Here is a 14096-nt window from a genome sequence, read left to right as displayed (position 1 = left end):
TCACCGCAAAATTAACAGGTCATTTGTCTGGGGTAATGAGGCCGACAAGGCGTACCCCAGCAAACCTGACCCTCAGGTAAGCTACTAAAGACACTACTGCGCGCACCCACTACAGCATTAGCTCCCACTTGCACGCCAGGAGCGATAAAACAGTCGGTAGCGACCCAAGCCCCGTTGCCAATTATAATCGGGGCTGTCACGAGCCCAAAGGCCGTGTCTTGAAAGTTGTGGCTACCAGTGCAAAGATACGACTTCTGCGAAATGACAGAGTGGTGACCGACTTGAATGCGATCGAGGCTGTAAAAAACCACATCATCCCCAATCCAGCTATAATCCCCGATCGCGACCTTCCAAGGGTAAGTAAACCGAGCAGTGGGACGAATCACCACTCCTACCCCAACGTCTGCCCCAAACAGCTTGAGCAAACTCCGGCGTAACCCATTGGCTGGGTGAGGCGTGAGCGGAAAGGCGATCGCCTGCACTAACCACCAGATCAGCACGTACCAGCCCGGACGACCGCGATCGAACCTAGATTGGTCGTAGCGCCGCAGATCCATCCAGGCTTCAGGTTCTTGCGCGGTCAGTTGATTGGTTTCGGCTGGAGGATTGGCGATCGCGTCGTTGAGCTGAGGTTCTAGGCCAGGGTTGGGAGTAGAAGTCATAGAGGAGACTGGGTAGGCGCGGCTTCCGGTTGAGGTGCAGGTTGCACAGCTTTGGGCGTGCTGCTCGTGTTGAGCTTGCCACCACAATCACGTAATTCGTACAACTTGACGCCGATTTGGTACTCATACTGGCTCAACAAGCGCCCGTAGATGTAGCCCGCTTTGCCATCCAAAAAGCCTAGACGGATGATGTAGAACAAAATAAAGCGTAGCAGCGGCTTAAAGGGTAACTGTACCCAAATCTTTTTCAAGAAACGCTTGCGCTGGACTGAGTCGCCGAACAAGTTAGCGCCGATCGTGCCATCCTCACCATTACCCGTAAGCAAGTTGAGGTAAACGCGAGCTTCCCAGTTGGAGTAGCGGTTGTGGCGCTCTAACCAGTGGAACAAGTCGCGGAAGTCTTCGTGCAGCATGTCGTTTTTCAGGTAGCCGACCTTGCCTTCTAAAACCACATGCTCGTGGACTTCGTTGTCCCCTGTGTTGCGGATTTCTTCGGTATTGAGGTTCTCGTAACGGCCCTTGGCGTGTCGGAATAAACGCAGGTTCCAGTCGGGATATTTGCCACCATGACGAATCCACTTACCCAGGAAAAACACGCGGCGATTCAGGTAGTAGCCGTTGCAGTCGGGTTGCTGAATGACAGCCGCAATTTCATCCCATAGCTCAGGTGTAATCCGCTCGTCACAATCGACGATTAGCACCCACTCGTTGCGGAAGGGTAGATTTTCTAAAGACCAGTTTTTCTTTTTGGGCCAGCGACCATTGAAGTGGAATTGCACCACATTCGCGCCCAGGCTTTCGGAAATTTCGATCGAGCGATCGCTACTTTGAGAATCGACCACAAACACTTCGTCGGCTCTAGCAACGCTAGCCAGACAAGCTGGAAGATTTTCTTCTTCGTTTTTAGCCGGAATTAGAACGGAGACTGGAAGCTTGGAGAGCTTGGAGGTCATGGTAACAATGCCCAGGGTGAACGTGACAAAAAACGAGAAAAAGTAAATGGGAGATTAAACGGGGTCTATCAGTGACAGGTCCGATGGCGCTTCTGATGCCACTGCCAAGCGTGAGACAGAATATCATGCAGGCTGGAATATTGGGGTTGCCAATTCAGCAGCGATCGCGCCTTGTCACCACTGCCAATCAAACTGGGGGGATCACCCGGGCGGCGATCGTGCTCAACGGCGGCAATAGATTTCCCAGTTACCTGTTGAGCAACTTCAATCACCTGTCGCACCGAAAAGCCATTCCCGTTCCCCAAATTAAATACCTCACTGTTACCACCTTGCAGCAGATACTCTAACCCTAAAAGATGAGCTGTAGCCAGATCAGCGACGTGAATGTAGTCGCGAATGCAGGTCCCATCGGGCGTCGGATAATCAGTGCCAAAAATTGACACAGACTCTCGTTGGCCCAAGGCGGTCATGAGGACCAGGGGTAGTAGATGGGTTTCGGGGTTGTGATCTTCTCCTAGTAGGCCACCCGGATCGGCTCCTGCTGCGTTGAAGTAGCGGAAACACACAGACTTGAGACCATAGGCGACATCAAAGTCTGCTAATATCCGCTCCACCATCAGCTTACTCGCCCCATAGGGATTGATCGGCTGCTGCGGGTGATCCTCCGGAATCGGTACCGTTGTAGGAACGCCGTAGGTGGCACAAGTAGAGGAGAAAACAAACTGTTTAATCGAGGCGGCTAGCATCGCTTCTAGCAGCGTCAACGTCCCCATGACATTGTTTTGGTAATACTTGGCGGGATCTGTGACCGATTCGCCCACATAGGCATAGGCGGCAAAGTGCATCACCGCTGCAATGTTGTGAGTAGCAAAGACTTGGTCTAGGAGGGCGCGATCGCTAGTATCTCCCACCACAAGCTCAACTTTTAGCACCTGTTCTACCAAATCCCGGTGTCCGTAGACCAAATTGTCTAGAACTACGACTTCGTAGCCTGCTTGCTGGAGCGCTAAGACCGCATGGGAGCCGATGTACCCTGCTCCACCTGTCACCAAAATTGTGGGTTTGGCTTCTGCCACGTGCAATCCCCCTTAATTTCCAGAACTTTGTTACGAGTCAGGTCGCTTAGTTCCTGAAGCACTGAGTTCAGGTTGTTTGCTGTCTGAGGTGGCTAGCATGCCTTGAATGACAGCCTGTAGATAACCAATTTGACAGTAAGCGTAGACAAAATTATCAAAGCGCTGAGCTGGGTCAGCAAAATATTTGAGGGATTTATACAATCCTCGCACTAGACGCTCTCCACCCCGTCGTAACTGACCTGCTCCGGTACGGCCTGATACTTTTTCGCGGTAATGCTCACTAATTCCCTGCCACCAGCCTCGATTCAGGAACCAAGCAGCTTTGGTGCGCTCCAAAGAGACGTTGTGGGCTACTAGCGCATCGGGAATGTAAGCGACCTGCCAGCCTCGCTTTAAGGCTTGCTCAGTCAGGTAGAGTTCCTCATTGGAGAGGAGGTTTTTGCCTACTCGCCCTAAGTTGATGTCAAACCCACCAATTTGATCTAAGAAAGTCCGACGTACCGAGTAATTGAGGCCACGTGGGGTGAGGTTGGGGTTTTGAATTTGGACGATCGCATCACCCAAGTCATAGTCGCCCAAATTTGCCGCCAATCCGGGAGACAACCAGCGCGGAGCTGTGACATTTGGAGGCCAAAGCAACGTCACCTTCCCGCCCGCGATCGCGAGTCTTTCATTGCTTTGGTAAGCTCGATAAAGCGCACTCAGCCATCCTGGGCTAGCTTCCGCATCATCATCTAAATAAGCAATAATGCTACTTCTAGCCACCTTCGCCCCAGTATTGCGGGCGACCGAAAGACCGGGAACTGGCTCGTAAATGTATTGCAAGCGGGGATGAGACAAACGCGCTTCCACAATCTCGCGGGTGCGATCGGTAGAGGCGTTATCCACCACAATCACTTCAAAATGGGGGAAATCCTGCTCCAGCAGGCTATCAATTGCTGCACCTAAATATTGCTCCCGGTTGTGGGTACAAATTACGGCAGAAATCTGCGGATCAGGCATATAGTCAAGCTCCTGCAAGTCAGCTCTCAACACTTACTGATACTGAGTGATGCACTTGATTCAGTGACAACTCAGCTACAAAGTGGCTGTCTCAGCTATTTCTATTTACCTCATAAACCCGCAGTTACTAAGTCAATTTTTGATGAAGATATTTAAACTAGCGCAAAGATCCGACGAGGCGGCTGGATCAAAACAGGTCTAAAAATAGAGCTAAAGCCTTACGTAGTCAATACTTAGTGCTCTTGGATGTGACTGTGAAGCACGATCAGAGTTTTTGCGAGGCGACCTAGACGAGCTTCGAGTTGTCGCTTACGAGCTAAGAGTTGGCGGAGGCGTTGGTGACGAGCGATCGCTAAACCCACACTGGCAACCTGCTCTGGCGGACAAGGCTTGGACCAAACTTTGCCATCCCCGTCTAGACCACAGAGTTGATAACCGGGTTGAGGAGATTCACAAGTCACGCTAGTTTGCGGCATGTCGCAAAGTTCTGCCACGTAGCTCATCAGCGAGTCTACCTCTGCGGGTTGTACTCCTGCGGTTTCCTCAGAGCCTGCCTCTGGTTTGCGTGGGTGGGACTCTAGCCAACCGTCTACAATTGGCCCTTCAAGGTAAAGCTCTTGGATTTGCTGCACGACTTGATTCAGCGCCGTATACCAACCGGAAGCAGTCCCTTCAATTTCCTTGAGCAAGTTCAAGGCTAGCGCGGGATTAGCAGCATGGCGATGACTGGTAAAGTTAGGAACCTTGAGCCGCGGCAAGCTAGGAGTCTTGTCGTGGTCGGCGGGAAAAGGCTGCACCGCGATCGCTGCCTGACCTGGAGCAGCACTTTGGGGCTTGGAGCCGACCGTAAACGAATAGGCACGATTTCCAGAAGAGGCAGGTTGACCCGGTGCAGCAGCGGGACCTTTTAGCTGATGGAGGGTTGCCTCGATTCGTTGTAGATCTGGGTTCATAATTTCGTTACCTTACTCCTAGAAATCCGCCCTGATGCGTCGCTCAATCTCTCTGCCGAAATTTCTCTGCTTAGGAGTTGAGTTTATCGTAACTTTTTGACTCCGCAAGCTATTTAACCGACATTAACCTTGACGGCATTGTAACTGGTGGCGATCGCAGAAAATTATAATTTTCTCTGAGTTCGAGCAATTCTCATCTGACCTCAAACTTTGCCTTGCCACTCCCGCTCCCACTGATTTTCAAGCCTTGCCATGAACTTACTGCCTCATTCCACTTCCTCACTATGCTTAGTCACTGGCCCCGCTCGCTCTGGCAAAAGTGAATGGGCCGAAGCGCTGGCAATCCAGTCAGGCAAAGCCGTGGTTTATGTAGCTACTGCTCAAACAAACCCCAATGACCCAGAGTGGCAAGCTCGGATCGAACGGCATCGCGATCGCCGTCCAGAAACGTGGCAAACGGTTCAAGAGCCTGTTGAGCTAGCCAGAGTGCTTCAGCAGGCGCAACCAGAACAATGCTTGCTGGTGGACTCGCTAGGAACCTGGCTTGCTAACTTGCTAGAGCAAGACGAGACGGCTTGGGAGCAAACTCAACAAGCTCTGCTACACAGCCTGCAACAAACCCAGGGTCAAATTATTTTAGTGGCCGAAGAAACGGGCTGGGGCGTGGTGCCTGCCTACCCGATCGGACGAACTTTCCGCGATCGCCTCGGCACTCTAGTGCGATACATAGGAGCGATCGCGGGTGCTACTTATCTGGTGACAGGTGGTTACGTGCTCAATTTGACTCAGCTAGGCACTCCACTATCTAAGGCCTTAGTGGAAAGCGCTAAAGGGGACGCTGAAAAGCGCGAGAGATAAATCGTAATTAAATCTAAAGATATTAGTGACTTCAGGCTGAAGCTAAGTTGCGAGAATTACAATCAGGTGCAGATAGCAATAGCATGGGACTAATCCTTGCTATATAAAGACTTTGGTACCTCAAGCTCAACCTTAAGTGAGAAGTCTAAATGTTAAAACACGTGCCATAAATTTAAGCAAATCAAATCAATTTATTCAGCAGTATTAACCTCTTCATGACTTGGTAGAACCAAGCGTTGGTTGCACTTATGGCATCGGAACAGCAAGTTAGACAGTATCTGGCCTACTGGTTTCAGTTAGGTAAGAAAGTTGTGATTGATAATGGTCAAACTGCTTTACTGCCAGAACCTGTCATTCAAGGCGATCGCTACAGCCAAGAATTTGAAGATTGCTGGCAACTCGTCCGCGCTCCAGAATCAGGAGACTGCCATCTGGAAGGCACCCATCAAACCATTGCCGAATTGCTCTCTCCTGCCTGGGACATTATGGGTTGTGCCCGTTGCTCCATGCCCGTACCTCTACCCATCATTGGCACCCCTGACTTAGAGTGCCCCTGCATCGACCTACCCAACTGGCCGAACATGGAAGTGCCCCTGCCCCGCGCCCCTATCAGTAGCCAATCCCGCTTGATTGAAATTCGCGATCGCTTAATGAAAAGTCAGCGCCAGCGGGCAATCGCCGAAGATAACGAGTCGAGAGCTAGTTAAAAATCAGCTAGAAATCAGCTAAGCCTCAGGCAGCAGGTTATGAGGTAGAAATCAGCTCTGTAGCCTGCCGTCGTGGCACTTCATAGGTGAAGAAATCGTAGGCCATTTCTGTGTTAGGAAAAATAGCCCGTGCTTCATCTTGCAAATCACTCAGTTGAATGGCATTGCCCGGAGCATAACGGGGGCTAAAGTGCGTCATGATCAACCGCTTTGCCTGAGCTGCTAGTGCGACTTGAGCTGCCATTGTGGAAGTGGAATGTAAGCGTTGATAAGCCAACTCTGCATCCTGATGGGCAAACGTAGCTTCATGGATCACCACATCTGCTTCTTGAGCTAGCTCCACCGCCCCCTCACAAAAAATTGTGTCTGTGCAATAAGCAATCTTCCGACCCGCTTCTGTGGGGCCACAGAGCTCAGCTCCATTAATTTTGCGACCATCGGGTAGCGTCACCGCCTCACCCCGCTTCAGCCTGCCATAGAGCGGCCCTGAAGGAATACCCAGAGCCTTCGCCTTTTCTACATCGAAACGCCCCACCCGATCCTTCTCCACCACGCGATAGCCAAAACTCGTAATCCGATGCTTTAGCGGCCCACAACTGACCACAAACTCATCGTCCTCATAGATCACTCCCGGCTGCACTGTGTGGACCTTGATCGGATAGGAAAAATGCGTTTGTGAGTAACGCCCGCTGGCTCGCAGGTATTCATCCAGTCCAGGTGGGCCGTAAATATCAATCCGAGTCGGACTTCCTGCCAACCCACAACTCGCCAACAACCCCATCAAGCCAAAGATGTGATCTCCGTGCATGTGGGTGATAAAAATGCGGCACAACTGACTAACTTTGAGGTCACTGCGTAGGAACTGGTGTTGAGTGCCCTCCCCACAATCAAATAGCCAAACTTCTGCTCGTTGCGGTAAACGCAGGGCCACGCTCGAAACATTGCGCGATCGCGTGGGGACTCCAGAGCTAGTTCCTAAAAACGTTATCTGCAAAGCCGAGTTAACTCCAATGTTTCTAGTTGTGGCGTTTTGACGGATGGCGTTTCCACTTCTGGCATGTTCACTTCTAACAACGTGCCAATTGCTTTCCCAACTATAGCGGAGAATCCTGATGCCACGGCAAAGAGAGCATTTAGGGCAGCGATCGCTGTTTCTCTACCACCCCCTGCCTAAACCCCACCACCACAAAGATATTCGACAGAGTCAAGAAAAACTCCGCCCCCCCATGTAGCCAATCAATATCCGCCAAATTTGCCCCATAAGCCACCTTGGCATAAATCCCCGCCGGAATCGTCACCGCCACAAACAGCAACGTCAAATAAAACCCAATCAAAGCCAAGCGAGGCGTTTGCCCAGAACGAGTCAAAAACCAGAGAAAGCCCAAGTAGGGAAAGAGCGATATAGCGAAAAGAGATTCTTTAGACATGAAAGTGGTGAGGAGTGAGGGGTGAGAGGTGAGGAGTGAAATGTGAAGGATGAGGAATGAAAGAGGAGTTATGAGTTGGGGTTCGGAATCTGCTTGGATATCGAAACACTCACAAATAGACCCGTCTGGAGGGGGTCTGGGGGACGGCTGCGTCCCCCAGCGGGGGGTTGGGAGCGAGTGCCCCCAAGGTTCGGATTTTAGAGTTGGAACTATCACCAAAACTATTCTGAATCTAGAGGCGTAACCACATCACCCTTCCGGCTCGCTCGCCAAATCCACCACCCCGCCAAGCACAACGTAAAATTCCCTACTACTGTCATTGCCGCTTGCAGCGTCACCAACCACTCCAACGCAGCCACATTATCAAAAAAGTGCCAAGTACAAGCACACATCGCACTCACCAAAGCAGGCAACATTCCTAAGGAAAGCGATCGCCAAGCTCGATTTTGGCTCACCTCCGCATAAGTCCAAATCAACCAAATCGCCGCCATCCACTCCAGCACACTAGAAATGTGAATAATCCAAGTGGGAATTGAAAGTGCGTGCATGTCAGCCACCCATCACCCAAACTGCAAGTTCAGACACAAACTTGTGTCCCTAACTTTTTATGCTACCGCTTCCGGAACTCCGGTATTGTAAGGGTGACAGTACGGGAGTCAGAGGATGGAATCAGTACGGGCGGTCTTGTGTGGCTATTATGGCAAAGGCAATGGGGGAGATGAAGCCCTGCTAGCCTCGCTGCTGCAAATGCTCCCTAACCATGTCACCCCAATCGTGCTGTCCGGCGACTCTGCCCAAACTCAAGCGGCTTACGGCGTAGAAGCCTGCGATCGCAAAACGCCTCAAGTTCTAATTCCCGCCCTCAAGCAAGCCAACGTACTCATTTGGGGAGGTGGTAGCCTGATGCAAGACGTAACCAGCGCCGCCAGCCCAGTTTATTACGGTGGGTTAATGGGACTCGCGCAGCGGTTTGGCCTCAAGACCATTGCTTGGGCGCAAGGTATTGGCCCTCTAAATCGCAGCTTTACCCGCTGGTTAGCTCGTCAAGCCTTTACCAACTGTGACGCGGTGAGCGTGCGGGATCAAGGGTCTGCTGCTCTTTTGTCTGAATGGCAGGTACCATTCCTGCTCGCGCCTGACCCCGTGTGGGCCTTAGAAGCCAAACCTGTTGAAGGACTGTGGGATCTGCCAGCCCCACGAGTGGCTGTGGCGCTGCGATCGCACTCCTCCTTGACCCCAGAGCGACTCGCAATCCTGACCCAAGCTTTGGTGGATTTTCAAAAGGTAACCCAGACTTGTATTTTGCTCGTACCCTTTCAAGCTGCCCAAGACTTAGCGATCGCCGAAACCATTCAGCCTCAACTGCCTGGACCCAGCAAAATTCTCAGTTTGAGCGATCCCCAGCAGCTTAAGGGTGTGTTTCGGGGTGTAGAAATGGCGATCGCGATGCGCTACCACGGGCTGATTATGGCCGCAGCCGAGGGGTGTCGCTGTTTTGCCCTCAGCTACGACCCTAAAGTGAGCCAACTGATGAGTGAACTAGATATTCCGGGTTGGGATTTGCTTGGCAACTCGCAGCATGCCCCGATCCCAAGCGATCCCCGCATCATTAGTCAAGCTTGGGTCGAGCATTATGCCAACGGCGGTCCTCTCTCGGCGAATCAAATTCATTCCTTGGTGGGTCGGGCTTTAATGCACCGCGACTTGTTGCATCAAGTCCTACAAGGTTTGTAGAGTCTGCCTGCCCCAGCTGACTAATATCAATTTAAAGAATTCAGATGGCTGAAGAGTTGATGCTGAAGTGAGAAATATTTCTTGGATTTGGGCTTCCTAATCAACGTTGGATTTCGGACAATTTTCAACCATTGAGAATGACCTTAATCAATTTAATCTTGAGAAAAATTAATAACAACTTTCAAAATCCCTGATTTGAGGCTAGACCTAGAGCCTTGATTCCGCTAGATTTTTTAATGTTCGGTGTGCTCTCTCTGTTGAAAAACTCCTTAACCCTGAGTCGATCGTCCGTCCTTAACGTTTAGTTTCGGCTAATTTTCAATTTTTAATAATTTCTTGGGCAATACAGCCGTAATGGTTTTCGGATGCTAGCCTACAAGATTAACTAACAATTTGCCTGTGTTGCAGATACTGAAGTTCTGACTTGGTCGAGCTGAGGCTGCAACGTAGGTCAGGCTATCTATTTAGCTTGTTACGGATTACGGAGAATTGAGTGGCTCCTGCCTGCTAGTCCCGAAAAGGCGGTGCTCAATCTGGACTAGGATTCCTTACCTTTTGGATGAGAGTGATGAGTGAAGCTGACACCCCAACGAATGGCCCAGAGCTACCGAAGCCAACCGATTTCAACGTTGTTGATCCTGCCCCTGCTGAGTTCAGCGCCGAGCCGACGGATTTGCCGCCCCAGCGGTCAGAGATGCTAGAAGAAGACTGGCAAACCGTCGATTTCCCGAATGCTATCAGCATTGATGCGATCGCCCATCCTATTGTTGAAGTTGCATCGGAGAACCGCGAGCCTGAATCTGAGTTGGAGGAGTCGCTGGTTTCCCTCTCCCTCCCAGAGGTGAATGAAATTGTCACCATCATGCAAGAGTTACAACAGCGCAACGGCTACTTGCTGAGCCGCGTGACTCAGTTGGAAGTAGTTCTAAACGAGTGCCAAATCACGCTAGAAGCTCAAGCCAGCCGCACTCAAGAGCAAGAAACCATTCTGGCGCAGCAAAGCGAAGAACTGACCGCAGCAGACGAGCATATTGCCCGCTTGATGCACGAATTGGAATGCTCTCATCAAGCGGCTCAGCGCCAACAGATTTTAGTAGAAACTATCACGGCTCAACTGGAGAACAGCCAGGAGCGAGTAGCTCAGCTAGAGCGCGAATGTGCTTTGACACAACAGCGCTACAACGAGCAAACTCACGCTGTGATGCAAGCAGAAAATATTTGTCGAGACTTGCGATCGCGCTTGCACCGCCAACAGCGCTACACATTGCAATTCAAAGCAGCTCTAGAAAAGTGCTTGGATGTTAGCTCTCCTTGCCATGAAGCGCATCCTGACCTAACAGCTTCTAGTGCGATCCCCAGCCCGACTAAAGCTCGTTCCACCCAAAAACCTGCTGCCTCAGACCCCGCCTTTTTGCCCAAAGTAGACTCAATTCAACCCTGGTCAGCGCAACCTTGGCTGCTGGATGCCGATTTAGAGGGTGAGGGAGACTTTGCTGCGTCAGCGTCACATCTGAGTTCTACAACCGCTGATGCTGTCTCTGATTGGTCAGGAGTTGGAGCTGACTTGGCAGACGATTCCTTGCTAGAGCTGCCATCCGCGATCGCACCTATTTTGCAAGATTTGTTGTCATCTCCCGCTACCGATACCTTAGATCCTGATGATCTCAGTGCCAATCATCCCCTGTGGGATCAGGCGATCGCGGATTCTCAGGCTCAGCTTTCGATTAGTTACAACCTTAAAAAGAAAATATCAGAAGCCACTGAGACCGCAGAGCAAGCACTTTCTGAGCAATCCTCTGCTGAAGTGATTGTGACCTCTGAAACCACCGAATCTGAAGCCGCTAAATCTGAAACCGCTAAGTCCGAAACCATTACATCTGAAGCGGTTGCAGAAGACGAACTCATCATTATCGATGATGAATTGATCAGTCCTACCGTCATCGTTGAGGCTAACCCGGTTGAGGCTAACCCGACAATTGAGGTAGAGGCGCTCGCCCCATTTGATGTAGCAGGTTGGCAAGAGGATTTGCCAGAGGAGCCAGAGGATCTCGTGGAGGCTACATTGCTGGAGCCAACTGCGGCTGGAGAAGAGGTCGTCACCCCACTCACGTTCGGCACCAATCTTCCTGAAGAAGAGGAACTTTGGCACGATTTAGCCAAGCTGATTGATGTTGCAGAAGTAGCACCTGCTGCTACACCTAGCGCTACGGCAGAGACCGTCGAGCCACTCACAGACAAGTCGAAGGCGATCGCAGACCCAGGGGAGTCAACCAGTACAGCCTCTTTTACCTTTTCCTCTAGTTGGCCCTCCCCCACCCTGTATCCCCTGCGATCGCACAAAAAACGCGCTTCAATGGCGGCGGTAGAGCTACCCAGCTTTCCCCAGCCTCGTCCTTAGTTGGATTGAGACCTAACCTCCAGCCCCTTCCCTACGAGGGAAGGGGAGCAAGATTTGCAGAACTCACGTTATCAACCTTTCTTGCCTGCTAAAGGGCTACTCGTGCCAAGGTTGGCAGATGGTGATATCTCAGGTGGCTCAGACTGAGAGGCAGAGAGGTTGGACAGCGATCGCTTGAGGCTAACTTGAGGACGACCTAGGCCCGCCGTTAGCGCATAGTTCCAGCTCAAAAACCACAACCAAAAGCCAGGGTAGTGCGTCTCTAGCCAAGGTTGGCTCCAGCGGGTCAGTGACGGTAGCCAACTACCCACTAAGCTACTCATTAGGGCGGCAACGGTAAAGTTTACATAGCTACCAATCCAGCGGAAAAAGTCTTTTGGGCCAGCCAGTTGCCAGATCCAGATCAATAGGGCAGGGTTTTGCCATGCGGCTTGGATCGCCATGCGGTTAAATGATACCCAATCAGCTCGGTCCTTAATAAAGGCATCTGCTACCGCTGGAGATTCCGCTGCTAGGATGCCAAAGAAGGTATTCAGCATGGCGTTGATGCGCTCTGGCGGCAGGAAGCGGTGGGTGGGCACCATCATGCCTTTAGAGAACAGCCATGTAACGGAGACATTGCTTTGAAACGTATGGATGCGGTTGAGGTGCTTAGCGCTGAGCAAATCATGCTGCAAAGCCGTATCGAGCAAGTGAGTTAAACGGCCCAAATTCCGTACTAGAGAGCCGAATCCGGTGAAAACCAAAGGAGACTGCAACGAAGCCGCATCCCCGATCGCTACCAACCGATCGAAAGCCACCTGGCGATCGCGACTGCCGACCGTGAAGTGACCTGGAATATAACCAAACGTCGGTTTACGCCACACTAGCTGATCCATATCGCAGCGGCGGTACTCAGGCAGAATCGTAAAAAAGTCCTCGTACATCTCTAACAGCGAGCCAGGATTATCAGGATGTACCTGATGGTAGTGGAATAGATAAATCGTGAGCTCCTCGCCGTGAGCGGGGAACAACTCCCAAATCAGTTGTCGCCCTTTAGAAATGTCGCCATGACTGTTGAGGACATCGCCATACTTGGCATCCCACACTTCCGGCTCGAAACCACTCGCGATCGCGGCTCCCACCGTGGGGCAAACGCTATCAAAGGCTCGACCGCCATTCAGTTGCCAAGCGATCGGGGAAGCCGTACCCATTGCATCGACGAGCAAGCGGCCTGTGACTTGTTTGGGCGATCGCGTTGGTAAGTGAGTCAAGGTCACAGTCACTTGCTCAGCGCTGACATCAGCTCGGACAAACTCAGTTTCGTCCCAAACTTCACCCCCTGCCGCTCGGAATTTGTCGCCACAAACTCGCAATAGCTTCTCAGCATCAATCCCTACATTCAGAACAGTCGGCGTGTGCAGAATTGGAGCCTTGGACTGGGGCGGATTGTTAGCATCAAAAAATTTATGAAATCCGTCGATATATTCTCTGGCAATCACGGATTCAAAGTCAGCAGGCGTAAACAGTCCCAAATCAATCAAGCTCTGGAATTCATCACGAGAAATATTCCATTCTCGGTTCATGCGACCAAAGGGCAAGCGCTCCACCAACAGCACCCGGTAGCCCAGCCGAGCCATCACCGCTGCATGAATCACTCCCAACGCGCCACCAATGTAAATCAAGTCGTAATCGACATTGGGGTTTTGCGAATCTGAATTCCTAGCTTCTCGCCCTTCCCGACTCGCTTCTGAGCGAAAAATTACCTGTTGCGGCTGCTGAGGATTACGCACTCCCTCGCGCCAGCGCTGCTCCCACCAGTAAACGCGAGTTAAGTCATACTCCCCATTCGGCATTTTCTGGAAGAACTTCACCGTTTGGGGATAGCGAGAAGCCAAAGCTTCAAAGATCGATTGCTGCGTTAGGTCGATCGCAGGTGGCACAGGATATTGATTCGGAAACTGCTGCCTAATCTCGGTCGTAAGTTGCTGGAGAAATTTCTGCTCTCCCGGGATTGCGATCTCTGCCCACCGGAAAATCTTTAAGTAAGTTGTTCGCTGTAAAGACCAGACAAAAACTGACAGCTCTGAGTCTAGGGCACTCGCTGAGTCTGAAATTGTCTTAGATGCCGTTGTAGTCCTGGAACATCTAACGCGGAAGCCATTGGGCGTCACAATCTTCTCACCCAGCTCTGAGTGAAAGTCTTGTTGTAGCCACTGACACACAGCTTCTGTGTCTGGGGTAGGAACTTCAAGGTAAAGAATTTCTTTCATCGTGGGGATTATTTGGGGGATTTACTCCAGCAAATTACGTAGCAAGGCAGGGTTGACAGAACCCCAAATTACGT

General features: G+C 51.3%; 13 protein-coding genes. 4 read left to right on the top strand and 9 right to left on the bottom strand.

What is annotated here, in order from left to right; genetic code table 11:
- Positions 1–11: 11 nt before the first annotated feature.
- The 5 genes from hpsU to NDA01_RS16915 form a co-directional block, all read right to left on the bottom strand.
- Positions 12–662, bottom strand: a complete 651-nt coding sequence (gene hpsU / locus NDA01_RS16935; RefSeq protein WP_431193428.1) for a hormogonium polysaccharide biosynthesis acetyltransferase HpsU — start codon at positions 660–662, stop codon at positions 12–14.
- Positions 659–1615, bottom strand: a complete 957-nt coding sequence (locus NDA01_RS16930) for a glycosyltransferase family 2 protein (protein WP_190441554.1) — start codon at positions 1613–1615, stop codon at positions 659–661. Before NDA01_RS16930 ends, hpsU begins: the two co-directional genes overlap by 4 nt.
- Before the next feature lie 68 nt (positions 1616–1683).
- Positions 1684–2691, bottom strand: a complete 1008-nt coding sequence (gene galE / locus NDA01_RS16925) for a UDP-glucose 4-epimerase GalE (RefSeq protein ID WP_190557610.1) — start codon at positions 2689–2691, stop codon at positions 1684–1686.
- Between the two features lie 30 nt (positions 2692–2721).
- Entirely contained in the window at positions 2722–3693 is a 972-nt protein-coding gene (locus NDA01_RS16920) for a glycosyltransferase family 2 protein (protein ID WP_348228855.1), read from the bottom strand.
- 233 nt (positions 3694–3926) lie between these two features.
- The gene (locus NDA01_RS16915) at positions 3927–4646 is read right to left on the bottom strand and encodes a hypothetical protein (protein WP_348228854.1); all 720 of its coding nucleotides are present in this window, start codon (positions 4644–4646) and stop codon (positions 3927–3929) included.
- A 252-nt stretch (positions 4647–4898) separates the two neighbouring features.
- Here NDA01_RS16915 and cobU point away from each other — a divergent pair, with 252 nt between their 5' ends.
- Positions 4899–5504, top strand: a complete 606-nt coding sequence (gene cobU, locus NDA01_RS16910; RefSeq protein WP_348228853.1) for a bifunctional adenosylcobinamide kinase/adenosylcobinamide-phosphate guanylyltransferase — start codon at positions 4899–4901, stop codon at positions 5502–5504.
- 248 nt (positions 5505–5752) lie between these two features.
- On the top strand, positions 5753–6211 hold the full coding sequence (locus NDA01_RS16905; protein ID WP_348228852.1) for a hypothetical protein: 459 nt from the start codon (positions 5753–5755) through the stop codon (positions 6209–6211).
- Positions 6212–6248: 37 nt separating this feature from the next.
- Here the strand turns inward: NDA01_RS16905 and NDA01_RS16900 are convergent, their stop codons facing one another.
- The 3 genes from NDA01_RS16900 to NDA01_RS16890 all read right to left on the bottom strand — a co-directional run bounded on the left by NDA01_RS16900 (position 6249) and on the right by NDA01_RS16890 (position 8186).
- Positions 6249–7205 carry a ribonuclease Z gene (locus tag NDA01_RS16900; RefSeq protein WP_348228851.1) on the bottom strand — a complete coding sequence of 319 codons (957 nt, stop codon included), beginning with the start codon at positions 7203–7205 and terminating at the stop codon, positions 6249–6251.
- 139 nt (positions 7206–7344) lie between these two features.
- Positions 7345–7638, bottom strand: coding sequence for a DUF3593 domain-containing protein (locus NDA01_RS16895; RefSeq protein ID WP_348228850.1), 294 nt, complete (start codon positions 7636–7638; stop codon positions 7345–7347).
- Between the two features lie 221 nt (positions 7639–7859).
- Entirely contained in the window at positions 7860–8186 is a 327-nt protein-coding gene (locus NDA01_RS16890; protein WP_348228849.1) for a DUF2499 domain-containing protein, read from the bottom strand.
- A 115-nt stretch (positions 8187–8301) separates the two neighbouring features.
- On the opposite strand from NDA01_RS16890, the gene csaB reads away from it, so the two are divergent.
- Positions 8302–9372, top strand: a complete 1071-nt coding sequence (gene csaB / locus NDA01_RS16885) for a polysaccharide pyruvyl transferase CsaB (protein ID WP_348228848.1) — start codon at positions 8302–8304, stop codon at positions 9370–9372.
- A gap of 568 nt (positions 9373–9940) precedes the next feature.
- A complete protein-coding gene (locus tag NDA01_RS16880) occupies positions 9941–11770 on the top strand; it encodes a hypothetical protein (RefSeq protein ID WP_348228847.1) in 1830 nt (609 codons plus the stop codon).
- 71 nt (positions 11771–11841) lie between these two features.
- On the opposite strand, the gene NDA01_RS16875 is transcribed toward NDA01_RS16880, so the two are convergent.
- Positions 11842–14022: an NAD(P)/FAD-dependent oxidoreductase gene (locus NDA01_RS16875; protein WP_348228846.1), complete on the bottom strand. Its 2181-nt coding sequence runs from the start codon at positions 14020–14022 to the stop codon at positions 11842–11844.
- Positions 14023–14096 lie beyond the last annotated feature (74 nt).

It is taken from the genome of Trichocoleus desertorum AS-A10 (genome assembly GCF_039962155.1).
GTDB lineage: Bacteria > Cyanobacteriota > Cyanobacteriia > FACHB-46 > FACHB-46 > Trichocoleus.
Note: the sequence above shows the minus strand (reverse complement) of the source record. Positions and strands in the feature narration are given on the sequence as shown.

Excerpts from the sequence above, each read along its gene's own strand:
- hpsU (WP_431193428.1), bottom strand. The coding sequence starts at position 662 with ATGACTTCTACTCCCAACCCTGGCCTAGAACCTCAGCTCAACGACGCG.
- NDA01_RS16930 (WP_190441554.1), bottom strand. The coding sequence starts at position 1,615 with ATGACCTCCAAGCTCTCCAAGCTTCCAGTCTCCGTTCTAATTCCGGCT.
- NDA01_RS16920 (WP_348228855.1), bottom strand. The coding sequence starts at position 3,693 with ATGCCTGATCCGCAGATTTCTGCCGTAATTTGTACCCACAACCGGGAG.
- NDA01_RS16915 (WP_348228854.1), bottom strand. The coding sequence starts at position 4,646 with ATGAACCCAGATCTACAACGAATCGAGGCAACCCTCCATCAGCTAAAA.
- cobU (WP_348228853.1), top strand. The coding sequence starts at position 4,899 with ATGAACTTACTGCCTCATTCCACTTCCTCACTATGCTTAGTCACTGGC.
- NDA01_RS16905 (WP_348228852.1), top strand. The coding sequence starts at position 5,753 with ATGGCATCGGAACAGCAAGTTAGACAGTATCTGGCCTACTGGTTTCAG.
- NDA01_RS16895 (WP_348228850.1), bottom strand. The coding sequence starts at position 7,638 with ATGTCTAAAGAATCTCTTTTCGCTATATCGCTCTTTCCCTACTTGGGC.
- NDA01_RS16890 (WP_348228849.1), bottom strand. The coding sequence starts at position 8,186 with ATGCACGCACTTTCAATTCCCACTTGGATTATTCACATTTCTAGTGTG.
- csaB (WP_348228848.1), top strand. The coding sequence starts at position 8,302 with ATGGAATCAGTACGGGCGGTCTTGTGTGGCTATTATGGCAAAGGCAAT.
- NDA01_RS16880 (WP_348228847.1), top strand. The coding sequence starts at position 9,941 with ATGAGTGAAGCTGACACCCCAACGAATGGCCCAGAGCTACCGAAGCCA.
- NDA01_RS16875 (WP_348228846.1), bottom strand. The coding sequence starts at position 14,022 with ATGAAAGAAATTCTTTACCTTGAAGTTCCTACCCCAGACACAGAAGCT.